General features: G+C 45.3%; 19 protein-coding genes. 8 read left to right on the top strand and 11 right to left on the bottom strand.

The features are described from left to right. Nucleotides 1-95 precede the first annotated feature (95 nt). The 3 genes from R7Z47_RS08180 to R7Z47_RS08170 all read right to left on the bottom strand — a co-directional run bounded on the left by R7Z47_RS08180 (nucleotide 96) and on the right by R7Z47_RS08170 (nucleotide 3,439). The gene (locus R7Z47_RS08180; protein ID WP_005377704.1) at nucleotides 96-587 is read right to left on the bottom strand and encodes a type II secretion system protein; all 492 of its coding nucleotides are present in this window, start codon (nucleotides 585-587) and stop codon (nucleotides 96-98) included. Between the two features lie 204 nt (nucleotides 588-791). Next, entirely contained in the window at nucleotides 792-2,135 is a 1,344-nt protein-coding gene (locus tag R7Z47_RS08175) for a sodium/glutamate symporter (protein ID WP_005377703.1), read from the bottom strand. Nucleotides 2,136-2,560: 425 nt separating this feature from the next. Beyond that, nucleotides 2,561-3,439, bottom strand: coding sequence for a LysR family transcriptional regulator (locus R7Z47_RS08170; protein ID WP_262606557.1), 879 nt, complete (start codon nucleotides 3,437-3,439; stop codon nucleotides 2,561-2,563). Between the two features lie 103 nt (nucleotides 3,440-3,542). Between R7Z47_RS08170 and R7Z47_RS08165 the strand changes: the two genes are divergently transcribed. Both R7Z47_RS08165 and R7Z47_RS08160 read left to right on the top strand, forming a co-directional pair. Continuing rightward, nucleotides 3,543-3,830, top strand: a complete 288-nt coding sequence (locus R7Z47_RS08165) for a putative quinol monooxygenase (protein WP_262606556.1) — start codon at nucleotides 3,543-3,545, stop codon at nucleotides 3,828-3,830. 11 nt (nucleotides 3,831-3,841) lie between these two features. Next, nucleotides 3,842-4,819, top strand: a complete 978-nt coding sequence (locus R7Z47_RS08160) for a Gfo/Idh/MocA family protein (RefSeq protein WP_262606555.1) — start codon at nucleotides 3,842-3,844, stop codon at nucleotides 4,817-4,819. 83 nt (nucleotides 4,820-4,902) lie between these two features. Here R7Z47_RS08160 and R7Z47_RS08155 read toward each other — a convergent pair whose 3' ends face one another. Continuing rightward, nucleotides 4,903-5,589, bottom strand: a complete 687-nt coding sequence (locus R7Z47_RS08155; protein ID WP_262606554.1) for a DNA-3-methyladenine glycosylase I — start codon at nucleotides 5,587-5,589, stop codon at nucleotides 4,903-4,905. 86 nt (nucleotides 5,590-5,675) lie between these two features. Between R7Z47_RS08155 and R7Z47_RS08150 the strand changes: the two genes are divergently transcribed. Then, nucleotides 5,676-5,870 (top strand): hypothetical protein, encoded by a 195-nt coding sequence (locus tag R7Z47_RS08150; RefSeq protein WP_005377692.1) that lies wholly within the window; start codon nucleotides 5,676-5,678, stop codon nucleotides 5,868-5,870. Between the two features lie 85 nt (nucleotides 5,871-5,955). Here R7Z47_RS08150 and R7Z47_RS08145 read toward each other — a convergent pair whose 3' ends face one another. The 3 genes from R7Z47_RS08145 to R7Z47_RS08135 are packed head-to-tail and all read right to left on the bottom strand — an operon-like array spanning nucleotide 5,956 to nucleotide 11,418. Next, entirely contained in the window at nucleotides 5,956-8,766 is a 2,811-nt protein-coding gene (locus R7Z47_RS08145) for an Hsp70 family protein (RefSeq protein WP_262606553.1), read from the bottom strand. 55 nt (nucleotides 8,767-8,821) lie between these two features. Then, nucleotides 8,822-10,786: an Hsp70 family protein gene (locus R7Z47_RS08140; RefSeq protein ID WP_262606552.1), complete on the bottom strand. Its 1,965-nt coding sequence runs from the start codon at nucleotides 10,784-10,786 to the stop codon at nucleotides 8,822-8,824. After that, complete coding sequence (locus R7Z47_RS08135; RefSeq protein WP_005389474.1) at nucleotides 10,786-11,418, bottom strand: DUF2760 domain-containing protein; 633 nt, start codon at nucleotides 11,416-11,418, stop codon at nucleotides 10,786-10,788. The genes R7Z47_RS08140 and R7Z47_RS08135 overlap by 1 nt, the downstream gene beginning before the upstream one ends. Nucleotides 11,419-11,709: 291 nt before the next feature. Between R7Z47_RS08135 and R7Z47_RS08130 the strand changes: the two genes are divergently transcribed. Next, nucleotides 11,710-13,251 (top strand): sensor domain-containing diguanylate cyclase, encoded by a 1,542-nt coding sequence (locus R7Z47_RS08130; RefSeq protein WP_005377686.1) that lies wholly within the window; start codon nucleotides 11,710-11,712, stop codon nucleotides 13,249-13,251. An 83-nt stretch (nucleotides 13,252-13,334) separates the two neighbouring features. Further along, nucleotides 13,335-13,865: a 3'-5' exonuclease gene (locus tag R7Z47_RS08125; RefSeq protein WP_005377684.1), complete on the top strand. Its 531-nt coding sequence runs from the start codon at nucleotides 13,335-13,337 to the stop codon at nucleotides 13,863-13,865. 241 nt (nucleotides 13,866-14,106) lie between these two features. Here the strand turns inward: R7Z47_RS08125 and R7Z47_RS08120 are convergent, their stop codons facing one another. The 3 genes from R7Z47_RS08120 to R7Z47_RS08110 all read right to left on the bottom strand — a co-directional run bounded on the left by R7Z47_RS08120 (nucleotide 14,107) and on the right by R7Z47_RS08110 (nucleotide 17,031). Continuing rightward, on the bottom strand, nucleotides 14,107-14,547 hold the full coding sequence (locus R7Z47_RS08120) for a TerB family tellurite resistance protein (protein ID WP_017820644.1): 441 nt from the start codon (nucleotides 14,545-14,547) through the stop codon (nucleotides 14,107-14,109). A gap of 189 nt (nucleotides 14,548-14,736) precedes the next feature. Continuing rightward, nucleotides 14,737-16,677 (bottom strand): alkaline phosphatase D family protein, encoded by a 1,941-nt coding sequence (locus R7Z47_RS08115; protein ID WP_017634943.1) that lies wholly within the window; start codon nucleotides 16,675-16,677, stop codon nucleotides 14,737-14,739. A gap of 9 nt (nucleotides 16,678-16,686) precedes the next feature. After that, complete coding sequence (locus R7Z47_RS08110; protein WP_017820645.1) at nucleotides 16,687-17,031, bottom strand: hypothetical protein; 345 nt, start codon at nucleotides 17,029-17,031, stop codon at nucleotides 16,687-16,689. A gap of 235 nt (nucleotides 17,032-17,266) precedes the next feature. Between R7Z47_RS08110 and R7Z47_RS08105 the strand changes: the two genes are divergently transcribed. Both R7Z47_RS08105 and R7Z47_RS08100 read left to right on the top strand, forming a co-directional pair. After that, nucleotides 17,267-18,571 carry a MipA/OmpV family protein gene (locus R7Z47_RS08105; protein WP_154204608.1) on the top strand — a complete coding sequence of 435 codons (1,305 nt, stop codon included), beginning with the start codon at nucleotides 17,267-17,269 and terminating at the stop codon, nucleotides 18,569-18,571. 65 nt (nucleotides 18,572-18,636) lie between these two features. Then, nucleotides 18,637-19,023: a hypothetical protein gene (locus R7Z47_RS08100; RefSeq protein ID WP_081007903.1), complete on the top strand. Its 387-nt coding sequence runs from the start codon at nucleotides 18,637-18,639 to the stop codon at nucleotides 19,021-19,023. A 94-nt stretch (nucleotides 19,024-19,117) separates the two neighbouring features. Here the strand turns inward: R7Z47_RS08100 and R7Z47_RS08095 are convergent, their stop codons facing one another. Further along, entirely contained in the window at nucleotides 19,118-19,702 is a 585-nt protein-coding gene (locus R7Z47_RS08095; protein ID WP_017634939.1) for an FMN-dependent NADH-azoreductase, read from the bottom strand. Nucleotides 19,703-19,887: 185 nt separating this feature from the next. Here R7Z47_RS08095 and hrpA point away from each other — a divergent pair, with 185 nt between their 5' ends. Beyond that, nucleotides 19,888-23,874: an ATP-dependent RNA helicase HrpA gene (hrpA, locus tag R7Z47_RS08090; RefSeq protein ID WP_262606551.1), complete on the top strand. Its 3,987-nt coding sequence runs from the start codon at nucleotides 19,888-19,890 to the stop codon at nucleotides 23,872-23,874. Nucleotides 23,875-24,016 lie beyond the last annotated feature (142 nt).

The raw sequence follows: 24,016 nt of genomic DNA, 5'->3' as shown, positions 1-24,016 counted from the left end.
GTGAAATAGTTGTTAATGGTTGTTTTGGAGCCATTACCTTGCAATAACGATGAAGACACCAAAAGTAAAAGTGTTACTGCCACTCTATATGGGAATTAGCAATCGTCAGTTTGTATTTTGTATTTCACTTGGCCACCAGGAGTTTCTGGGTAGTAAACTTCGACATAACACATATGTTCTGGACCAACAGGCTTGTTTGCAAAACCAATAAGGAAGTAGGGCTCGTCTGGGCTGTCTACCCCATACCAAGTGTTGATAGTGAGTTGCGGATCAAAGCCTGCTAGCTCTTTTGCTGGAATAACATTTTTGATAAATCCAAAGTAACCAATTAGGTCGTTATGGCCGTCATTATCTAGATCAATGTTATATTGTATGCCGCCATCTACTGTCTCTTGAGATTGAATCACTGCTTTGGTGTAGACAAAGTTGTTGGCGGTCATGAGTGCTTCTCTGGCTCCATATAGAACCGCCACTCTGGCATCTTTTTGTAAGCCAAGAAATTTAGGAAATGCAACGACGCTTACAATACCAAGAATGATGATGCACACAATGAGTTCAATAAGAGTAAATCCTTGAGAGCGACGCACAGCCTTTCTCCATGTTTTAGAAACGAATAGGCGGCTATTCTGATATAGAAACGTTCAGGTCAAGTATTAAAAAAGAATGATAATAAGAGATCGGGATTGCAAATCTCAAATATAAAACAAGTTGCTTATTTTCGAGATGAGGAGTGATTTTGATAAAAACCAAGGAATGAACTCGAGAGGATAAAATCCTCCCGAGTAAAGCGACTAAGATTCGTGTGTCAGAGCACTGCTGTTACGTTTAAAAATGAATCGCCAAATAAATAAGACAATTGCGATGTAACCTAATCCTACACCAAGCGCTTGCCAGTGCATGCCGTTATACATCGCGATTGGCATCAAAGAGATGATGAAGATGTCAGTGATTGAGCCAGGGACATAAGCGATGGCGTAATCATCAAGCACCTTGCTACGCATTTTTGGATCAACAATACGAAGCAACGCAATACCCATGGCAACTGTACCGGTTAACCAACCCCAAGAGAAAATGCCTTTCTCGAACCAATCTTCTCCCATGATACGTGGGGCAACCCAGAAGATTAGCCATAGTGTGAAGGCGATACCGCCGATTGCAAGCACTACCATCGGCATTAAATACTGGGCTAGGACGGTAATCTTGATGGCTGAGATACCAAAGATAATCAAATAATCGGTACTGATGCCCGCAGCGTGTTTGAATGCACCGTCACAAAGATAGCGTGAAGCTTTCGTTTGTTTCGCGACGATTCGCACGAGCATGCCGCCAAGGAAGCCAGTTACGAACGTAGGGATTTGTACCTTATCGTGGAAAGAAGATAAGTAGTTAGCCGCTACATACGAGAAAGCTGTTACCACTACAACCAACGCCGCGTGAATCGCAAAAGAATCAACCGACAGGGAAGACATGGTGTCTTTCATTACCGGCTCTTGATCATCAGGCTTAACGAGCCCCTTGCGTTCGTGTTCGTCCATGCTGTCGAATGTCGTAAAGCTACGAATCCAACCCATCTTCAATGCGAATTGCAGCATGAGCATGCCGACAGAAATTGAAATGAAAATACCCACGGTTGCGAACGTTAAGCCAAGTGTGAAGCCATCTTCCCAGCCAAGCCCCGTGAAGATTTCACCAACAACAGAGGCAGACCCGTGACCACCCATAAAGCCCGCAGACATTGTCACACCAAAGCCGGGATTAATCTCTGGCCAGAAGAAGGTTGTGAGAACTAGACCAAACATTGCCGCAAACAACCACTGAGAAACAGAAGCGATTTGGTTAAACGCCCACAATGAGCCAGCACGCTGTGCGACGGTTTTAGGTGATGGAACATCCGTTGCCAGACCTAACGCAGAAAAAAGTGCAGCAGTTAATAGGCTTGCGTTAGCGGTAAACGTATCGGTCCAAGGCAGTACGTCTAACAGGGCTGGTCCAAAAAATAGACCGAATAATCCTGCGAGAACCGCCGATGGAATGTACATACGCTGTAGTAATGGCGCGTGAACGCGAATGACTTTTGCCAAAATCAATAGTAAGCCAGCGATGGCTAAGTCAGTCAGCATTAGACCTTTAGGCATCTTATCCTCCAGTAAATGCAGTCAAGGGGTAGCGTCCTTGTGACCTACCTTGAATAAAAATCTCTCTCAAGCCAAAAAGCCACATACGTGACTAAAAGCGTTGAGAAATCAATGTCGTTTTCATAAGCAAAGGAATGTGCTTATGCAATTTGAGATGAGTGTAAATGTTGTGATTGCACACGAACAGGAAGAGAAATTAGATTAAATTTCTCGATATTTTTTGATAGTTCACTCAGGAAAGGCGGCAATCCTAGTCACTTTGTCAGAGCAATGCAATTGGTGTGAATCAATAAATTATGCCTAGTTAATGGGTGTCTCTGACTAACAACATGAAAAATAAAGACAATTAACAAGCAATAATATTTGTCATATCGACAATAAAAGTTAATTAAATGGTTAAATTGTCGCCGATTTATGGGGTGACGTTATGGATTCACATGAGAAAGAATAAAATCGACCAAGGTACGGTTTTTAAGGGAAAGCTGTTTTGAACGGTAAAGCAGGTGGATCGATTTTGGCTTGGGAGCATGTTGCTGGAGAATTTCTACCAAGGCACCAGATTGGATTTCCTGCTCAACTAAGATCTTTGGTTGCAGAAGAACACCAGAGCCTTTTAACGCAGCAAACTTAAGCACATCACCATTGTTAGACGTTAATCGGGTGTTACTGTTTCCAAAGGTATTAGATGGCATGTTCACCACTTGTTGGCTTTCTCCTTGGTGATACTGAAACCCCAAACAATGATGATGTTCAAGGTCATCAAGCGATTGGATAGGGGTATGTTGCTCAAGGTAAGAGGGCGAGGCGCAGTAAGTCATGTGGTATTCACCCAATTTTCTCGCGACTAACGACGAATCGACCAATTCACCGATTCGAATAATCACGTCAGCTTCGCTTCGATATGGGTCAATCAAATTGTTGTCCAACATCAGCTCAACGTTCAAATCGGGAAATTCAGCTAAGAAGTCAGCCACGATAGGAGCAATGACCTTTTTGCCATACGTGACAGGGCAGTTAACTTTTACAGTTCCGGTTGGACGGTTGATCAGCGTCTGGATCAGGTTCTCTGCGTTGGTGATGTCTTCAATAATGCGGTGGCACTCTTGGTAGTAGAGTCTGCCAGCTTCGGTCAGGGACTGTTTGCGCGTGGTGCGATGAATCAGCTGTGTACCTAAGCTTTGCTCAAGAAAGTTCACGTGCTTGCCAACCATGGTCGGTGAAATATCAAAGTGGTGTGCTGCATTACGAAAGCTGCCGTGTTCGACCACGTAAGCGAAAACTTTCATGCTTGTTAATTTATCCATTGCACACCCAGAGTTGATAAAGAAATAACTAAAGCAGAGTTTATCAATCAAATGAGGTTAATTACAGTGGGCGTATGATTAAGAATGGAGAAAGAGATCCATCATGAGCGAGACGATTTTTGTTACCGCCGAACTGAAAATGAATGCCGATAAGCCAAGACAACAAGTGGTTGAAGCCATTGAACAATTTTGCCTTGATATGCAAAGCGAAGCGGGGTGCTTGCAAGCGAATGCGACCTACGATTCTAAAGATCCACAACGTGTGATTCTTTGGGAGCGATATGAAAACCGCACCGCGATTGAAGCGCATTTTGCTATGCCGCATACACAAGCGTTTATTACGTCTGAAATGGCAGAGTTAGTTCAAGCATTCGAAACCCAAGCTCAATAGGAGAGGCGAACATGAAATGGGGTATTTTAGGCACAAGCTTTATCTCAGGTGTCATGGCTGAGGCAATCCAAGGCGATGACAAGAGTGAACTGTACGCGGTTGCTGGGCGTTCGGAGCAGAACTTAAAGACATTCGCTGAGCAATATGGCATCGAGAATACGTTCAACGATTACGATGCGTTGATTGCCGATGAGCAAGTCGACATTATTTACATCCCATTGCCAAATCACCTTCATCATGACTTTATCGTTAAAGCGGCAGAGCAGGGAAAAGCGATCCTGTGTGAAAAGTCACTGTCGGTAGATATGGAAAAAACCGAGTTGGCACTAAAAGCAGTCGAAACGCACAAGGTATTCTTTGCTGAGGGTTTGATGTACTTACATCACCCGTTGATTAGCGAGTTGGTTTCTGTGCTTAAATCGGGAGAGATTGGTGAACTTCGCTCCATCCACACGTCTTATATTGCGTCGATTGCGCAGTTTGTTAATCCAGACAGTAAAGGTGCTTTGTACAACTTAGGTTGCTACCCAATGTCATTGGTGCATTTGGTGGTGAAAACCATGTTGGGTGAACAAGCCTTTGGAAACCGCTCTATGACGGCGATTGGTCGACGAGGTAACGATGGGAATATCTGTGAATCGAGTTTGATGATGCAATTCGGTGAGCAACAAACGGCGAGCGTACACACCGCCGAAGATCATGGATTGAAACACCAATTCACCATTCTGGGTAGCAAAGGCTGTATTACGTTAGATTCAAACCCATGGCTACCAACGCAAGAAAACCAGTTTAGCGTGGAAATTTACGAGACGTCGAAGCGTGAAGTGTCTGTTTCGGCCGCTGGGGACGCTTTCTTCTATCAAGTGCGCAATATTCGCCAAGCGGTTGAAGCAGGGCGTACCTCGTTAGAAAACCCTTGTGCAACATGGGACGATTCTCATCGTATTATGCAGCTACTGACTGAGTGGGAATCACTGGCTTCAAAGTAAGTGTGTACTTGAACCTATGAACATAAAAACGACGCACTAAATACAATATTTGGTGCGCCGTTTTGTTTTGGGTTCAGTCTCTGTTAAATGCGATTATCGCCGGTGCTGAACGCAATGATTTGGCTGATTTCAGACAGGCTTCTGCCACTTTCTTGCTGCCATTGAACAAACGCTTTGTTGGTTGCATCGAGCGATTTTTTCGTATCTTTGCCACCTTCAATGATCTTGCAATTACGCAGGTAAGCTTCAACGTCGCTAGACAAGATGAAGGTATCAACGCCCATTTGACGCAGTGTGTAAGGGCCAGTATTTCCGCCTAGGCGATTGCCGCTTTTCTTCAAATACGCCCATAGGTCGGTGATTTTCTCTTGCGGCCAATCGGCAACCATTTTACCAAACGATCCGTATTCGATTTTTGCTTCGTGGATCATACGAGCATTAGCAGGAATCGACATGACTTTAGTGAGATGGCGAATGATGCGTTTGTCGGTTGCTTTGGTTTCCCATTGCTCGTCTGACAGCATCAACAGCGGCTCAATCTTAAATCCGAAGAACACTTCTTCGAAGTTCGGCCACTTGTTGCGAACCACGCTCCACGAAATCCCACTTTGGAATACCTTCATTGAAAAAGCAGCCAGCCAACGGTCGTCGGGAATCGCTGCCAGCTCTTCTTTGCTTAGTGGATGAGATAAAAGCGCTTCAAGTTGATCTTCACCACCTTTACGCTCGGCAGCGCGCTGATAAATCGCGTCAAATTTTTCGATACTCATAAAAGAAGTTAGTCCTAGTTTATGTCGATATTTGCGAAACATACTACGCTTAAGTGGCTGAATCGTAAATTGATGGAGTGTCACAAATGAAGAAGGTCACATTAACGTTTGTCGGAGAAGGTTCGGATCGTATTGCAGAAAAATTCTATGCGTGGATGACGGATGGTGGGTTAGAAGACAGCATGATTGAGAATTTATCTGACCGTGAAATCTCAGTTGTCGGCATCAGTGATATGGATAATGAAACGCGTGATGTGGTAATCAATACGGAAATGAACTAACGAGTCGACTATCGTCAGCAAGCAGAATCAGATAAAACAAAGCCCTTCACTCGAAGGGCTTTGTTGCGTTTATAAGCATGGGAGCTTAGTTGTTTACCAGCGTCAGACCACTTGGCAGTGCATCACCGAAGATACGTTTCGATTCGCTCTCAGATAGCTCTGTGACTTCTTCAACCAATGATATCCAAGATTCTGGCACCTTGCTTTGCTTCAACTTAGCCAGTACCTGTTCACGGTAGTCGTCTGAGATATCGAATAGGCGGTCACCCGTCTTACGACAAATCATTACGGCTGCGAAAGCGATCATTGGCTCTTTCTGCCAGTTTTGCTCTAACAGCTTAGGCAACCACTGTTCCGCTTGTTCACGAGGAATGACGTTATGCTGGCTGCCATACAAAGGCGTACGCGATGCCAAGCGACCCATTGCCCACCAGTGCGCTTGTTCGAACTGGTTATGGTTGATGGCTTTGCTCAAGAACCACGTTGCCAATAGAACCTTGTCTTCGACTTCTAGATGCTCTAGAGAGGCAGATAAGCGCACCATTGATTCGTAACCCATGTCTTGCGCCGCTTTGGCCGATTGAGGATTCTTCATCGCACCAGGGTGGAGGTATTTTGCGATGTCCGCCAAGATGGTCTCTTGTTGCTCTTGGCTCAAGCCACCTGCGATACGACGCCAGAATACCCACCAATCTGTCCAGCCTTGGTGGTTTTTAAACTGAATACCTTGCTGATAAAGCCCCCATACCTGCTCGATACGCCATGAATCCGTGGCATCACCAAATCCCGGTCTTAAAGAGAAGCCAGCCAAACGCAGCCAGTTTTTCTCGTGTGGTTCGGAGCGACGCCGACGCTTGCGACCTTGCGCAAACGCATCAAATAGTTGACGTAAGGTTGTGAAATCCCATTCATCGCGCTTGCCAAGTTTCTTCTCAAGATCTTTGGCTAAGGTTTTGATCTCTTTACCATCAGCGCTTTTTTTATTGCCGCTGTAGATGCGACCGATCAGTTCTTTACACTCATTGAGGCGAGGGTGCAGTTCAACCTGATCGCCTTCCTCGGTTTGCTTGTTGCGAACTTCGAATTCCAGCTCCCAACGTTTGTTGTCGTCTTCTGCGCTGACACATTCCATCTTAAGCGTGCCGACTTCTGTCAACTGACACGCCAGTTGTACTTCTACACGCTCTTTCTGGTTGGCTTGCAGTTCGGCACCTTCCCCCTCAAGAGCGGTGATATAAGGCGGCAGAGGGGTAAACAAGTCCGGATCAACGTCCACCATTACGCCGTTTTGAATGGCAGTGTTATTGGTTAAGGTGTCGTGGGTAGAGGTCAGCAGGTTAAAGCGAACGGGTTCACCTAGGGTAAGCGAGAAGCGACGACCACTTAAGCGAATCTCGTGCCCTTCTTCTGTGCCTTTTGCAAGCAAACAGAGCGCTTTGCCCATCTTGTTCTTTTCTTGAAGATGCAAGAAGTAAGAACGCGCTGCACCACCACCAATTTTAAGCTGCGCACCACGACGTGCTTTACCAAATGCAACGGCACCTAGTGCCACCGACCAATCTGGATGTGGGTTGTCTAATACCGTAACTGGTGCGCCGCGCCAATCGGACAGTAGGGTAGTGACACGCTCAGTCACAAGTTCACTGTTGAACACACCACCATTGAGTAGCAAACCGACTGGAATGGCATTTTGTTTGTCGTCTTCAATGCCAAGAGCGGCACGAGAGACTTGCTGATGCGTCGTTAAGAACTCGGCAACGTGTTTGCTCACTGCTGGGTCAGCAACGTATGGAAGACCAAACTCGACAACGGCGCTGCGGCGTTTGTCTGGTACTTCACTGAAATCAGAAAGCGGGAAGAAGCCATCCAAAGCGATTTGGTGCACTTCTTGTTTACTCAGCCCAATACTCTTTGTTCCGCCAAGAAGTTTAGAGCCGCTGCCCAGCATGGTGATCTTCACTTCTTCAGGTGCACTCGCTGAAAGTAGGTTTTCTTTCGCCTTACGAGTTTGCTGAATCAGCTTAGTCAGGCTTGCAGCAGTGAGCTTCTTACTTTGATTGAAGCGGCTTTCCGCAAGGTGCGCGAGTGCTAAGTCGAGGTTGTCACCACCCAGCATCAAGTGCTCGCCAACGCCAATACGATCAAGGGCTAGTTCATCTTGAGAGGAGAAACTGGCTTCAATCAAGCTCAAGTCGGTAGTACCACCGCCCACATCGCACACCAGAATCAGCGGTAACTCTTTGAGTTCATCAGCTGCGGTTTGCTGGTGGCGTGCGTACCAGTCGTAACATACGGCTTGTGGTTCTTCGAGCAGGACGATTTTTCTCAAACCAGCTAGCTGCGCAGCTTCAAGCGTGAGCTTACGAGCGGTTTCATCGAACGACGCTGGAACGGTCACAACCACATCTTGGTCTTCTAGCTTATTGCTAGGATGACGGTAGTTCCACGCTTGGCGAATGTGGTTGAGGTAGCTTGCGCTGGCAATAACGGGAGAGACTTTATCTACGTCTTGCGCGCCAGCCCAAGGAAGAATGTCTGAACTACGATCCACTGCTTGGTGTGATAGCCAGCTTTTAGCACTGGATACCTGACGTCCTTCCACCTTAGCGCCTAGTTCACGAGCCCATTCACCCACGATCACATTACTAATGTCGCCAGATACAGGTTCGTTTTCCCAAGGGAGTGTTAGGTCAGAAGGGGAGATTTGACCAACCGCAGGGTGATAGCGGAAAGAGGGCAGCAGTGGCTTACGAACCACTTCACCCGGACCAATCAATTGGTCGATGTCGAATAGGGATACTTCGGATTGTTCAAGGTTGTCGGTGATTTCACAGTACGCCACAACAGTGTTTGTGGTGCCAAGGTCAATACCAACAAGAAAACGAGGAGATGCCATACAAACCTTCGTGTATTTAAAAACGGCACCCGATTGGATGCCGTTTGATTTCTATTTATTCTTCTTCGTTTGAGTCGCTTTTCGCGTCTTCGCGTACATCGAACTCAACATGCCATTTTTGACCGTTATCAGCGGCAATGGCTTCTAAGTAAAGCGTACCAAGCTCTGTCACGCGAGAGGCTAGGGTTACTGGAACCACTTCACCTTCACGACGACCTTCAGATACAGGCAGCGTTACTTGGATTTCTGGAAGCTCTTCAAGCTCTTCTGGTGCCCAGTAGTCTAGGTGAGTACCTGCTAGGTCATCACGACGAACCGTTGAGCCGAAGAATTGGAAGTTAACCGGCTGACCGATGATCAAACCAAACTCTTGGCTTGGTACGTCAACGCTTGAACCTTCTTCCATACCAAATGGTGCCACACACAGTGCTTCCATTGGAGGCGCCATGCCCGGAATCGCTGGCATCGCACTTTCGATACCCACGTAGTACGCCGAAGCAATACCACCACGGATACGAACGCCTTGACCACGACGTACCGAGCCGTAGTAAGCCGCACCGCTAGCAACCGCAAGGTCGAGATCCACACCTGTCAGGCGTTTTGCCATTTCAGCATCTGCTTCAATTAGCCATTCGTTGATCGTGTCTTCTAGACGAGTTGCTAGAAGTTTCGATTTCAGAACACCACCGTTGAATAGGATTGCGGTTGGCTTGATGAAGTCAGCTGATTGGGCTGCATCCGAACCTGGCATACCAGGCATGTTAGCGAATGGGTTGAAATCTTGAGCTGCTGCTTCTGCGCCATTTCCTGAAGCAGAAAGAGCATTGGCTTGCTTAGACAAGAACGCTGCAATGTGACGAGTAATGCCTGCATCTTGTGCGTAAGGCAGACCCATTTGCGTTAGTGCACCACGGTTACGTTGAACAGGGTGGTCAGTAATTGCAACTTGAGGGAAGAAGCCATCAACCAGTGTTTGTTGTACTTCTTCTTGAGTCAGTTCTGTTTTCAGCGTTGCGCCAAGCAGTTTAGAACCACGGCTTGGTACTACGATTGGCACTGACTGAAGTTCGCTGTCGTTCAATAACGCTTCTTTCGCATCACGACATGCGTGTGTCATTGCCTGAACTTGCCATGGCTGTAGCTCTTTGCCTTCTTGCGCTAGCTTAATCTTCAAGCGGTACGCAAGTGCAAGATCCATGTTGTCACCGCCAAGTAGGATGTGTTCACCTACCGCGATACGGTTCAGAGTTAGGTTGCCGTCGTCTTCAGTTACTTCAACCAAAGAAAGGTCGGTTGTACCACCACCGATATCGACCACAAGCACGATGTCGCCAACTTCAACTTCGTCGCGCCATTTGTCGTTGCTGTTATCGATCCAGTTGTAAAGCGCAGCTTGTGGCTCTTCTAGAAGCGTTAGGTGCACAAAGCCAACGTTACGTGCTGCTTCTGCAGTTAGATCGCGAGCAGCAGGATCAAAAGAAGCAGGAACCGTAATAGTCACGTCTTGATCGGCAAGGTTGTGATTTGGGTTCGCGTGATTCCAAGCGTCTTTTAGATGCTCTAGGTAAAGCTCTGTCGCACGAAGAGGGGAGACTTTTTCCACTTCTTCTGGGCTACCTGCTGGCAGGAAAGCATCACGACGGTTTACACCAGCGTGGCAAAGCCAAGATTTCGCACTTGCAACAAGACGAATCGGTGTTTTTGAACCTAGGTTACGTGCAATTGCACCAACCAGAGCTTTTGGCTCGCTCGACCACGGAAGAACGCGTGATTGCGGGTTCATTTCGTGTTCGTGCGGCTGGTAAAGGAAAGAGCCTAATTGGCTGCGAGTCTCTACCGTACCCGGCGCAGTCAACTGCGGGATAGGCATCACTTCAACGCGAGCGTCTTCGTCGTGAGTATCAACAAAAGACATCACACAGTGTGTTGTACCTAAGTCGATACCAACACTGAATTTAGGCGTCTGTTGAGTTTCAACAGACGCTTCTTGAGAATGGTTTTCTTGGTTCATGTGTTCCATTACAGCTCAACCTCAGCTGGAGCGATCACAGAAGCATCGTAGTTCTCAGCCAGTTTAGGCAACGTCATTGATGTTGCTTTCCAGCCTTTGTGAACTAGCGTGCCGTTGAATGGCGCGCTGCCTGTTACGTTGCCAGTTAGGCGGATTTCTTGTGGGTTGAAGCCTTCTTCAACCGTAATGCGAGTTTCTTCGTCTTCGTTACGAACGTGCGCTAGCGTCACGTAGTCGTTCAGTACTTTCTGACCGCCAGTGTGGATTACGCGAGCGGCTGCGCCTACTTCTTCATCAGAGAATGACGTTAGGTCTTCTTTTAGGAAGTCAATCAGGCGAGCTTCTTGTTGCATGATAGAAAGCAGCTGCATTGCAGAGTCCGTTGATGCGGTTGCAAGTTTTGATTCAACTTCCACCACTTTTTCGACGACTTTCTCTACTTCCACTACTTTTTCTACTTCAACGATCTTCTCAACTGGTTTCTCAACCTCGACGATTTTCTCGACTGGTTTTTCTACCACTTTCTCGACCACTTTTGATTTGCGCGACACTGCAACTAGAAGAAGCAAAACGCTCGATGCGGTTAGGCCAGCGTGAAGCATATCGAACGTTTGAGGAATTAGGTTCAAATCAATGTTCATGACGTTTTTTCTCTTTCTATTGATTTATTGGTGCTCAGTATTGGCTCATATTTGTTCACTAAAACGATCGTCTTTGCGATCTTGCACCAAGTTTAGACATTAAAATGATGACGGATGGTAGCATATTCAAGGCTTAAGGCTGTAATAATTCGTGACTATACCGTACGAACAGCGTGAAAAATCGACGATCAGACTCCCCAATATAGGTTGTTGCTTGATGTTTGTGCATTGCTAACGCAGTATTTCAATAGATCCCGAAGTTTAACTTACGGAAGTATCAAAAATTACGATATGACACAAAGCACCGCTCATAAGAGCTTTATAAAACGACATTCAGACTCTATTTTAGCTTTTTTGGCGACTTTATGTGTCACTGCTGGTGTAGTAGGTGCTGCTTATACAATGCAGCAACGGTATACACAGACGACGTTTGATACTTTAGCCGACCGACAAGCAGAATCACTTAAAGCAAACGTCGAGAATGATCTAAAGTTCATTGGTGCGGGCGCAAACTTTTTCCATTCGATTGAGCGAAGCTATTGGCCATCGTTTCCGATGTATGCGGAACAAGTGATTAACAGCTCGCGAAGTCTCATTGGACTTCAATGGATGCAAAAGGTCGAATTTGAAGATCTTGATGAACATATTTTAAAGACCCGTCAAAAATTTCCAAACTTCCAACCGTTTACCGTTCCTAAAGATGGTCCCAAAACCTACGGGTACATTTTTGAACACAATGAGCCAATTTTTATCGCGTCGGATATCTACCCAAGAACACCGGAAAACCTTTCTCTATTGGGTTTCTATTTTTCGCGCAAACGCTTCGATTTAATCTTGGATGATATTTCCGAAAATGGGCGAGCGAATGTCTCGGATAAAGTTCGCTTACTGCAAGATGGTTATGACAAGTCCATACCTAAGACTGGGTTGCTGGTGTTCCATCCAGTGTTCGACTTCGAGAACAAATATTTATTAGGAGTAGTGACCGGCGTTATCCGAAGTACGGTTTACTTTGAGGATTTGATTACGAAAACCGCGACGGAGCTCGATATGTCGGTGCGCGTAGAAGACTTGGGATTCGACGCAGCAGATGACCCTGTTCTCTTTCAAAGTGCTAGCTGGGATAACATTCGAGGAACCGTTATAAGCCGAACCATTCAACTGCCTAACCGTGAATGGCGTATTGACTTTAAGCTTTCTGACGCAGTCTCAGCTTGGGAGCGTTCTATTTTAGCGGGCACGACGCTAGCCGGATTGGTAATCGCCTTTTTGATCAGTTGGATTGTGAATTTACAGTCTCGAGAAAAAGAGCGCTTAGCGGTCATGTTGGAGCTCAAAACCGTTGAATTAAAAAGAATGGCAGAGCGAGACCCTCTAACTCAACTACTGAATCGCCGAGCATTCAACGATCATTTGCTTAATCAGATAAACAAAGGTGTTAACTTCGCCTTGGTTGGTTTTGATATCGACCACTTCAAAGTGATTAATGACAAACACGGCCATTTAGGTGGAGATGAAGCGTTACAACATGTCACTAAGCTGGTCAGTGCTAATTTAAAACCGGGAGATAAGTTTTACCGAGCTGGTGGTGACGAGTTTTGTATTATTTCTAAAGTCATTGATAGAGCAGTGCTAGAAGCTTACCTAGAAAAATTACGGAGTGTTGTGGCAAGTACGGCTTTTGATTATGGTGATGCGTCAATCATCTGTACGTTGAGTATCGGTGCGGTTATCCATAAAGAAGAAGATCCTGAGAGCTTGTATCACAAAATGGATAGTCAACTCTATTTGAGTAAAAAAAACGGCCGTAATAATGTGTCGATCGGCGATTAAATGGGCGCACAAATTCGAGTTTTACGCCGTGTTACGATAGAATCGCACGCTTTAAATTTTTATGTTAGGAACCAAGGCAAACTATGAACCATAACCGTATTGTATGCTTCGATTTAGAAATGTGTTGCTGGAACGAAAATGGCGTCGGCAGCACGGGTGAAATTATCGAAGTGGGGTTAGCTGAAATAGATTTGTCTAAAGGTGAGATAGTCAAGCGTGCTCAATACTACGTGAAACCAGAACACGATGAAGTGTCTCTGTTCTGCGCTGAGTTAACGGGCATCACACCACGTAAGATTGAAAAACAAGGACGCCCACTAGAAGAAGTGCTTAAATCCATGGTTAAGAACTTCGGTGGTCGCAACAAAATCTTTGCATCTTGGGGGCGAGATGACCTCATTCTTCTAGAAGAGTGTAAGCAAAAAGGTATTGAAGCACCGTTCACAGAGTTCATCAACTTAGCGACACTCTACCGTATTCAAAATCGTCTTAAAGATAAACGTATAGGCCATCGAGCCGCTCAAGAAGCAAAAGGAATAGACTGGGAAGGGCGTCAACACTCTGGCTATGTAGATGCATACAACTTAGCTAAGCTTGCTTTGACCATGTTTTAGTTATTCGAACCTAGCTAGCTTGTAATTAAATTATCATCCAACCATTGTTGTTTTTTCATGCAGTCTGTTTAGTGTGGAAAGAGCTAAACACATACCTTGACCAGTATTTTAATAACAATGTCGTTGGCTTATTGAAAAACGCGCAGAGTGCGCGTTTTTTTATGGCTACAGAAGCAATATCTGTTGTCATTCTAGGGGTAGCTTAGAGTTAGCCAGCGACTTATATACTCATCTCGTCACTTTACTGAGACTGTAACTTCGCTCGAATGAACTCGCTGTGATCAACATAGAGTAGCTCTGCTGTTTTACGGATCACCGCGTCTTCTAGCGGGTCAATTTCGCCGTCTGCGTAAGCGACTTCCCACATGCTTTTGATTAAGTTGTAACGAGTTTCTTGAGTCAGTTCTCTTAGTTGAGAGGTAAAGTCGTACAGCGAAGCGGAATCTTTTATTTTCTGTTGCGCTTGCTCTAACAAAGTATTTGATTCTTCTTCATTTAACGAAAGCAGTTTCATCAATAAAGAGCGCTTTGTTTCTTGTTCTCTATCATCGACACTATGGTCTGCACCAGAAACTTCACAAAGCAAACACGCGATAGCCATGTTAGGGGAAAGTGTGTTGGTTTGGCTTAAATCAGAGCCATCAATGAGTTGTTTAAATAATGATGTGAGAGAATTAAACATAATGAACACCGAGCTATTGTTTATTTGGTTAACATGGTAATAAATACGGAAGATCTCAAGGTGCGATACCAAATTTAGCACGCCGTTGACATTTAAGCACGGCCACTTTCTCCCCAAAAAACCTAAACTCCTGAGTTAGTTCAAGGTGACTTGCCTCTTACAAAGGGCAAGTCATTTTGGGATTGATACTCAGCTTTCAGCACGTGTCGGTGGAAAATGAACTTCGTCACCATCACTCGTCAGAATACTAATTTGACTTGGTTTGCCTTCATCATCAAGACGTAGCTCACCAATGGCACTATGGTTAACCAAGCGATAAAAGTTGTGCGTACTTGGTGCGCGTTTGTAAATCTTGAGTCGTTTACGTTTTGTGAACCAGTTTAAAGGTGAGCGAGGGCTGTATAGCAGTCTATCTAGGCCATCACAAATATTGAGCAGTTGTGTAGGGAACTGATTTTTAATTCCACTACAGGTGATTTGATAGATATTCGGACTGTTTTTTCGATAGCGGAGCTTAATATCGTATGCAAAAGAGTAGTGTACGTCGCCAGAGAGAATAACAAAGTTAGTTGGTGTCTTTGTGTGTGTGAAAATACTAATAAGAGTATTCGCACTTCCGGGGTGAGCCATCCAGTTTTCAGCATCAACCATCAATGGTTTACCAAGCATGGTCACCACACGTTGTAGTGCTTCGATAAATTTCACACCAAACATTGGCGCGGCAGAAACAATAACAACTTTGTCTTGGTGCACGAGTTCTTGGTGGAACTCAATCATCGCTTCCCAGTCCATTAAGCCAGAAGGTTTGTTCATTTTAGACTCAGAACGCCAGCGTCTGGTTCGTGTATCTAGCACGACAACTTTTGGTGTCGTAGGAATGGTGTAGTGCCAATTCTCAAAGCGATATAAATATTGAATAAATGCATCTTGGGTTTGCGAGGTTCGCTCATCGATAAAGCGTTGAGCGAGGCTCATAAATTCATCATTGAATTTTTCTGGCGCATTTCCCCAACCTTGGCAAAGCCAGTAAGCAATCAAGCTATTACCGATAATGCGTTTTGCAAACGTGTTGCTGTATGCGGCTTGTTCCCAGCCTATGGTGAGATTCCAATCGTCGGTGACATCGTGATCATCAAAGATCATATAGGTTGGAATGTGAGCGAGTAAGCGTTGAACCTTGTCCAGACCTGCGACGAATTTATCAATTTGTTTTTTTTCTTCGCGCCATTGCTGCTGCCATTTCGGTTCAAGAACTTCTCCGCCGACAGTAAATTCGTTTTCTAATAAACGATCCGTTCGAACAAGCTTCCACAAGGTCGGAGACCAAACCAATAAGTACATTGCAAAGCACTCAGCAAAGCTTATTAGGTGATTCTCACACTCTTTGGCGCTGAATATTGGTGTCCCTCGGTGTGGAAAAAACTTACTTAGTAAACTGTCATCACTCACATAATGAGGCAACAATTTATCTCGACCATAATAGCAAGCAGGGTGTTGGTAGAGGTCATTGGTATTTTTTATCGGAGCTTGATCGAATTCTTCGCCTGGCAAACCCAATAAAGCTATGACTTGCTCAATGGCATCGAGAGTGGGGCCTGCAACATGGTCTGCATAGATTTGATCACCACTCATGATGAGCATATCTGGTCTTTCTTCAATGGATTGAGACGCGATTTTATGATCCGCAGCGACCAATGTATCATCACTGAAGTGATGGGGATTACGGCAAGAGCCATGTAAGAGATAATCCGCTTTTTCACTAACGAGGAACTCAATACCCAAGTTTGGCGTATTATCTCGCTCATAAGTCAGGTGAGGGAGCAGTTCCGTCACTAAGCCATATTGCGTTTTTATTTGATAGCGTAACGCTTGATGGGTTGGAAACTCGCCTTCTAATTTAAGTAAGCAACACCACGCATTGAGGCCGATTTGAAGCTGTTCTTTTTGTTCACTTAAAGGGGCTTGATAAAGGATGGAGGCATTTTCATCCGTAATTTGCACCATACCCTCCAAGCGTTGGGTGGTGACTAGCCAAATATTGATTTCAGTTGCGGTCACTTTACGTAGGATCGGACCTGCAACGACAAGAGGAAGTGAAGAAATTTCAGTCGTGTTCATCAATGCTGGCAAAACGGCTCCTTATGTGTCAGCTTCTTCTTCTAATATTTCGATAACTTGCGAGCTACTAAGTTCATGTCCCATAAGGAACAAACCAAGCATCGCATCGGCTTTTGACGCGTTATCACTGTCTTCATCCAAAATTTGCTGAAGCCGAGTTCTAATTAGGTCGATTTCGTGTTCGACGAAGCCACGCCCTTCTTCGTCACCTTGACCATCTTCTGGTGCATTATCAAAGTGCAAAAACAACATGTCACCATCGAGTTGAGTCCCTATCAACCTCTCTGGCAGCCATGCTTCTCCCATCACAATGTCTGTGTCTGCGGGTAAATGATTCAAGGTAGAGATGAGTTCTGATGCTTTCACTTTTTACTTCATTATGTTTGATTTAGAACTAAGCTAGAGTTTAAGCGCTTGTTGTAATGGTAAAATATTCGCAAACAAGCTCACCTAGTCGTGCAATATTAATATGATCTTGGGACTCAAACTGTCACGAGGATGACAACATTTGCCATTGTAACGGCTATCATCAGCAGAACATAAGCTTTTAATGGCAAATCATTGATGTTTGCCTGCTTCTCAACCAACATTTTTCGAACTCATGAAGAGATTAATTCTAACAACACTCGCTTTACCTTTAGCTGCGGCAGTTTCTTCTGCGCATGGTGCAGAAGAACAAACGTGGGGGATTGCTGCGATGTATCGCACAGCATCGATTCCGTTTTATACCGCCGATAATGACTCTACGGTGAGTACATTTGTACCAATGATGTTCTTTGAAAACGAACATGTGTATATCAATGGCATTGAAGGTGGCGCTTTTTTGCATAACGAGAGTGATTCCGACTGGCGCGCGAGCGCACTCATGCGATTGAGATTTGTCGATATTCCCATGTCGCTACAAAATGCTAATGAAGGGGACAGAGTCGATTTCGGTGGGCAAGTGCGTTATAGCATTAACGACACTTGGCGCGCAGAAGTAGAGTTGATGACGGACGACGAACTCCAGTTTCACTCTAATTACCGCCTTGCTGCCAATTATGTATTTGGTGATTGGGAATTAGAGCCATCGATTACGATTCGATACAAAGACGCTGATTTCAATAGTGAATATTATTCCTTTAAGGATATTACTGGCGAGAGAATTGGAGCTGGGCTTGACACCAATCTTGGTATTAAAGCGCGTTACCATGTAACTTCAAATTTGTATTTATTGGGTGAGACGAGTGTTACTCGCTTAGATGATAACGCCTACAACAGTCAGCTTGTAGAAGATCGATATCAGGGAGAAGTGTTTGTCGGTTTTGGCTTTTTCAACGATAAAAGCAAAGTTCCGAAACCGACACTGAGCAATAAAGCATATCTACGTATTGCGCATGGTTGGGCGACGCCTTCGAACATCGGTGAAATATTTAGCTTTGAGAGAGAAAAAGACCCATACGACAATCAACTTACTTCATTGTTTTATGGGCATCCATTAACGGATGAGCTGTTTGGTTTTCCCCTTGATATTTATTTAACGCCAGGGTTGGTTCATCACTGGTCGTCCAGTGTTCAGTCTGCGAGCACAGAATACGTCATGGCGATTAAGGCTTATTATACGGTTAATTGGCCTACGACTTGGCGATTTGGTGTAGCGGAAGGTGTGTCATACATTGATAGCATTACCTATATTGAAGGCACAGAAATGGAAGACAAGGGTTATACACCAAGCAAGTTGCTCAACTACCTAGATTTCTCGTTTGATGTCAATGTAGGCGATCTCTTCAACCAAAAGAGCTGGAACAATATGTGGGTGGGCTATTCATTGCATCACCGCTCGGCGATTTTTGAAAGCGCTTCCCAGTTTGGGCGAATTAAAGGTGGGAGCAACTACAATACTATTTATTTCCAGTTCGAGTTTTAGCGCATCGCGAGATGCATATAGGTCGGATTTGCAACTGACTCATTTATCGCCCATTATGAGTAATGATGAATAATACTATGCTGCTTTCAACGAGAAATTTCGTATATCGTGCCAGAGTTAAGGCTGTTTGTGATGCATCTGATGAATCGGATGGCATGAGCACCATGAGTATCGACTCCTCATTCAATCTTCAAATTGAAGCGATAAATTGTACCAACGCTGAATTTGCTAAACGCTTTTTTGCCATTCACGGAGAAGGGCATTTGGAGGGCGATGAATGGTTGGTGTTGTACGTCAACTCTCTTGACGTTAAGGCGGGAGACAATATAGAAATCCGTAGCGATGTCGCGTTTAATGCGATGATCGAGAATATGATAAGCGAAGCTGAGCGGTCTTTAGAAAAAGTCTACCTCGATGCAATACGCAACTTGGAGAAAGTGAATCGTTTTTGACGATGTAAGAGACCCTATAAATACGATCAAGGCATCAGGATCCAAAAAGGGATTGGCGCGAACCGATCCCTTTTGTATTCTGGTTTATTCTAACTTACGCCATTGTTGCAAGTTGGCTTTGCGCTTCTGAAATGCCTTTTTCAGCTGCATCTTCACCCATGTTTAGCGCTTCTGCGTAAACAAATTCCACATCAGTGATTCCTACAAAACCCAGCACAGTGCGTAGGTATGGCGTAACGTTGTCAGTTGGTGAATCTTTATGAATACCACCACGAGTCGTTACTACAATCGCCTTTTTACCTTCAATCAAACCTTGAACGCCGTTTTCTGTGTATTTGAATGTCACGCCTGCACGAGCAATCAAATCAATCCAGTTTTTAAGCTGAGTCGGGATGGTGAAGTTGTACATTGGAGCGGCAATAACCAAAGTGTCTGCGGCCTTTACTTCTTCAATAAGGGTGTCAGACAAGTCGACCACCGCTTGCTGTTCTTGTGAAAGATCTTCCGTAGCGCGCAGTGCAGTCGCAACGGCGAAGTCCAAAACAGGTAGCGGGTTTGCAGCCAAATCACGAACAGTAAGCTTGTCTTGGTCTACATTTTTGATGAAGTCTTCAACCAATTTGTTTGATTGAGAGTAATCGCCAAGGATGCTTGATTTTAGAGCTAGTACACGAGACATAATGGTTATTCCTTAAATAAGTGCTTTCGACTATGGGAGCCATTATAAGCAACGTAAGTGAGTTCAAAAGCCTAGCGATTCGCTGAACATGTTCGAAAAAATTGAATGAGCTTTCGGTTATCTTGTTACAGATCTTGTGTGATACAATCCGCGCAGTTTTTGTAATGAAAAGAATAGGAAACGCTTTGACTTCGTCACAGCCCCCAAAAAAGAATCTAGCTGAAGAGCAAGCGACACCGTCAAATGGTGCGCAAAAAGCGACAGCGAAACAAGCTCAAACACCTCAGGCTCAAGTGAATAGCGCGGCATCTCTGCGTAAAGCGCTGAATCAGTGCATGATGCGCGACCGTTTCCGCTTGAGTAAACGTATTTCTGGTGCAAGCAAAATTAAGAAGGACGCAGCGCGTAATGCTGTGTTCGACGAAATCGCATTAGACATCGCAAAATCCATGATGGTTGCAGAGCAGCGCAGCAACTACAAACCAACGATTGAATACCCAGAAATCCTGCCTGTAAGCCAAAAACGCGACGATATTGCGAAAGCGATCGCAGAAAACCAAGTGGTTATCGTCGCGGGTGAAACCGGTTCTGGTAAAACCACTCAGCTACCAAAAATCTGTGCTGAGCTTGGTCGCGGTAAATTTGGTCTGATTGGCCATACTCAGCCTCGTCGTCTTGCAGCGCGTTCGGTTGCTAACCGTATTGCCGAAGAGATGGAAACCAAGCTTGGTGAGTTTGTTGGTTACAAGGTTCGATTCAACGATCAGATCTCTGAAAATACCCAAATCAAATTGATGACGGACGGTATCTTGTTGGCTGAAATTCAGCGTGACCGTTTCTTGAATCAATACGACACCATCATTATCGATGAAGCGCACGAGCGCAGCCTCAACATCGATTTCATCTTGGGTTACTTGAAAGAGTTGCTGCCACGTCGTCCTGATTTGAAAGTGATCATCACGTCGGCAACCATCGACCCAGAACTCTTCTCAAAACACTTCAACAATGCACCAATCATTGAAGTATCGGGTCGTACTTACCCGGTAGAAACACGTTACCGCCCACTAAGCGGTGATGACGACAATGATCGTGACCAGCTTGAAGGCATCTTCGAAGCGGTAGATGAACTGTGCGATGAAGGTTTAGGTGACATCCTGATTTTCATGAACGGTGAACGTGAAATCCGTGATACCGCAGATGCATTGTCCAAACGTAATCTGAAGAGCACGGAAATTGTGCCGCTTTACGCGCGTTTGTCGGCAGGTGAGCAGAATAAGATTTTCCAACCTCACACTGGTCGCCGAATTGTACTGGCAACCAACGTAGCAGAAACCTCGCTAACCGTTCCGGGTATTAAATATGTTATCGACCCGGGCACGGCGCGTATCAGTCGATACAGTTACCGTACTAAGGTTCAGCGTCTTCCAATCGAGCCAGTTTCTCAGGCGAGTGCGAACCAGCGTAAAGGTCGTTGTGGTCGTGTGGAAGAGGGTATCTGTATTCGTCTGTACTCAGAGGAAGATTTTGAGTCACGCCCAGAGTTTACTGATCCTGAAATCCTGCGTACCAATCTAGCGTCGGTTATCTTGCAAATGACGGCACTTGGTTTGGGTGATATTCAAGCGTTTCCGTTTGTGGAAGCACCGGATAAACGTAACATCCAAGACGGCGTGCGTTTGCTGGAAGAGCTTGGTGCGATTAACTCTGAGGTAAAAGACCCGAAAAAGCGCCTGACTTCCATTGGTCGCCAATTAGCGCGTTTGCCAATCGATCCGCGCTTGGCGCGTATGGTATTGGAAGCGCCAAAATATGGTGCGCTTAAAGAAGTGATGATCATTGCAGCGGCCTTGTCGATTCAAGATCCACGCGAACGTCCTTCAGATAAACAACAATCGTCAGACGATAAACATCGTCGCTTCTTCCATGAAGAGTCGGACTTCCTGACATTTGTGAATTTGTGGGAATACATCCAAAAGCAGCAAAAAGCCTTGTCTAGCAATCAGTTCCGCAAACAGTGTAAGCAAGACTATTTGAACTACTTGCGCGTTCGCGAGTGGCAAGATGTGTACTTCCAAATTCATCAGTCGATGCGTGAGATGGAGTTCAAGCTTAACGACGAGCCCGCTTCTTACCATGGCGTACACAGTGCCATTTTGGTTGGTTTGCTGTCGCACATCGGCATGAAAGACCAAGAAAAGAATGAATATCAAGGCGCTCGTAATGCTCGCTTTCATATCTTCCCGGCATCAGGGCTGTTCAAGAAGCAACCTAAGTGGATCATGTCGGCTGAGCTGGTGGAAACCTCAAAACTTTGGGGTCGCATCATCGCCAAGATTCAACCAGAGTGGATCGAGCCATTAGCCAAGCACCTTATCAAGCGCAGTTACAGCGAACCGCATTGGTCGAAGAAACGCGCGGCGGTGATGGCGCACGAAAAAGTCATGCTTTACGGCGTACCAATCGTACCGAAACGTTTGGTGAACTACGGCAGTATCGATCCTACCGTTAGCCGCGAAATCTTTATTCGTAGTGCATTGGTTGAAGGTGAGTGGGAAACCAAACACGCGTTCTTTAAGCAAAACCGTAAGCTTTTGCAAGAAGTGGAAGAGCTTGAACACAAATCTCGTCGTCGTGACATCTTGGTGGATGATGATGAGCTGTTTGATTTTTATGACCAACGCGTTGGTACCGAAGTGGTGTCTGGTAAGCATTTCGATACATGGTGGAAAAAGGCATCGAAAGAAAATCCGGAACTGCTGAACTTTGAAAAAGAGATGCTGTTCAAGGGTGATGCTAGTCATGTCACCGATTTGGATTACCCGAACTTCTGGCATCAGAATGGTTTGAAGCTCAAGTTGAGTTACCAGTTTGAACCGGGTGATGATAGTGACGGTGTAACCGTACACTTGCCGTTGCCGATTTTAAACCAAGTCGAGCCAGCAGGTTTTGACTGGCAGATCCCGGGTTTACGCCATGAGCTTGTGGTGAGCTTGATTAAGTCTCTGCCGAAGACAATTCGTAAGAACTTTGTGCCTGCACCGAACTATGCGGATGCGTTTTTAGCACGCGTAACACCAATGGAGGCGCCGCTGCTGGACTCGCTAGAAAAAGAACTGCGCCGTATGACGGGCGTAGAAGTGCTGCGTGAAGATTGGAACTTAGAACAAGTGCCTGAGCACTTGAAAGTTACGTTCCGCGCGGTTGATCATCGAAATCGCAAGCTGAAGGAAAACAAAGATCTTCATGAACTGAAAGAAAGCTTGAAAGACAAAGTTCAAGAAACGCTTTCCAAAGTTGCGGATGACGATATCGAACAGCAAGGTCTGCATACGTGGAGTTTTGGAGAATTGCCGAAAGTGTATCAACAAAAACGTGGCGGCTACGATGTAAAAGCGTATCCGGCGCTTGTTGATACCAAAGACAGCGTTGAAATCAAACTCTACGAAACCGAATTTGAGCAGATCACCGCAATGCGCGCTGGCCAGCGTCGTTTGATTTTGTTGAATGTACCGTCTCCAATTAAATATTTGCACGCTAACTTACCGAACAAATCGAAGTTGGGGTTGTATTTTAACCCTTACGGCAAGGTGCTTGATCTGATAGATGACTGCATTGCCTGCGGTGTCGATAAGCTTATTGAAGAGCAGGGTGGTTTAGTTTGGGAGCCAGAGAAGTTCGAAGCGTTGAAAGAACACGTTCGTGCTGAATTGGGTGACACCGTTGTAGAGATCGCTCAACAGGTTGAGACTATTCTGACCACGGCGTTTAGCATCAATAAGAAGCTAAAAGGCAAGATCGACTTCACAATGGCGTTTGCTCTGTCCGATATCAAAGCACAAATTGAAGGCTTGATCTTCAAAGGCTTTGCAACGGAATGTGGCTGGAAGCGCTTGCCGGATATTCTTCGCTACATGCGCGCGATAGAGCGCCGTATGGAGAAGTTGCCAATCGATCCAAACAAAGATCGTTTACATATGCTGAAGATTGAATCTGTGACTCAAGACTATAAAGAGTTGCTGAACAAGATCCCGAAAGGTGTGGCCATTCCTGAAAATGTAAAAGAAGTGCGTTGGATGATTGAAGAACTTCGCGTGAGTTACTTTGCTCAACAATTAGGCACTCCTTATCCTGTTTCTGATAAACGAGTCAAAAACGCGATTGATGCTTGCTAATCAACCAGTAAAATAGTGTCAGATTTGTAATTATCGCTTAAGAAGTTGCTGGTACACTAATTGCTAGTAACTCAATAAGCATTATTTTTTAGTTCCGGGAGGCAATAGTTCGCCTCCCTTTATTTGTAGTACCAACGACTGA

Origin of the sequence: Vibrio sp. 1641 (assembly GCF_033339995.1) — a bacterium.
In the GTDB taxonomy this organism is placed as follows: domain Bacteria; phylum Pseudomonadota; class Gammaproteobacteria; order Enterobacterales; family Vibrionaceae; genus Vibrio; species Vibrio alginolyticus.
Note: the sequence above shows the minus strand (reverse complement) of the source record. Positions and strands in the feature narration are given on the sequence as shown.

What these genes read in the sequence shown, in the direction of transcription:
- R7Z47_RS08100 (WP_081007903.1), top strand. Translation starts at nt 18,637, where the DNA reads ATGAATAATACTATGCTGCTTTCAACGAGAAATTTCGTATATCGTGCC.
- R7Z47_RS08155 (WP_262606554.1), bottom strand. Translation starts at nt 5,589, where the DNA reads ATGAGTATCGAAAAATTTGACGCGATTTATCAGCGCGCTGCCGAGCGT.
- R7Z47_RS08120 (WP_017820644.1), bottom strand. Translation starts at nt 14,547, where the DNA reads ATGTTTAATTCTCTCACATCATTATTTAAACAACTCATTGATGGCTCT.
- R7Z47_RS08170 (WP_262606557.1), bottom strand. Translation starts at nt 3,439, where the DNA reads ATGGATAAATTAACAAGCATGAAAGTTTTCGCTTACGTGGTCGAACAC.
- R7Z47_RS08150 (WP_005377692.1), top strand. Translation starts at nt 5,676, where the DNA reads ATGAAGAAGGTCACATTAACGTTTGTCGGAGAAGGTTCGGATCGTATT.
- R7Z47_RS08130 (WP_005377686.1), top strand. Translation starts at nt 11,710, where the DNA reads ATGACACAAAGCACCGCTCATAAGAGCTTTATAAAACGACATTCAGAC.
- R7Z47_RS08175 (WP_005377703.1), bottom strand. Translation starts at nt 2,135, where the DNA reads ATGCCTAAAGGTCTAATGCTGACTGACTTAGCCATCGCTGGCTTACTA.
- R7Z47_RS08145 (WP_262606553.1), bottom strand. Translation starts at nt 8,766, where the DNA reads ATGGCATCTCCTCGTTTTCTTGTTGGTATTGACCTTGGCACCACAAAC.
- R7Z47_RS08160 (WP_262606555.1), top strand. Translation starts at nt 3,842, where the DNA reads ATGAAATGGGGTATTTTAGGCACAAGCTTTATCTCAGGTGTCATGGCT.
- R7Z47_RS08165 (WP_262606556.1), top strand. Translation starts at nt 3,543, where the DNA reads ATGAGCGAGACGATTTTTGTTACCGCCGAACTGAAAATGAATGCCGAT.
- R7Z47_RS08125 (WP_005377684.1), top strand. Translation starts at nt 13,335, where the DNA reads ATGAACCATAACCGTATTGTATGCTTCGATTTAGAAATGTGTTGCTGG.
- R7Z47_RS08135 (WP_005389474.1), bottom strand. Translation starts at nt 11,418, where the DNA reads ATGAACATTGATTTGAACCTAATTCCTCAAACGTTCGATATGCTTCAC.
- R7Z47_RS08140 (WP_262606552.1), bottom strand. Translation starts at nt 10,786, where the DNA reads ATGGAACACATGAACCAAGAAAACCATTCTCAAGAAGCGTCTGTTGAA.
- R7Z47_RS08095 (WP_017634939.1), bottom strand. Translation starts at nt 19,702, where the DNA reads ATGTCTCGTGTACTAGCTCTAAAATCAAGCATCCTTGGCGATTACTCT.
- R7Z47_RS08105 (WP_154204608.1), top strand. Translation starts at nt 17,267, where the DNA reads ATGAAGAGATTAATTCTAACAACACTCGCTTTACCTTTAGCTGCGGCA.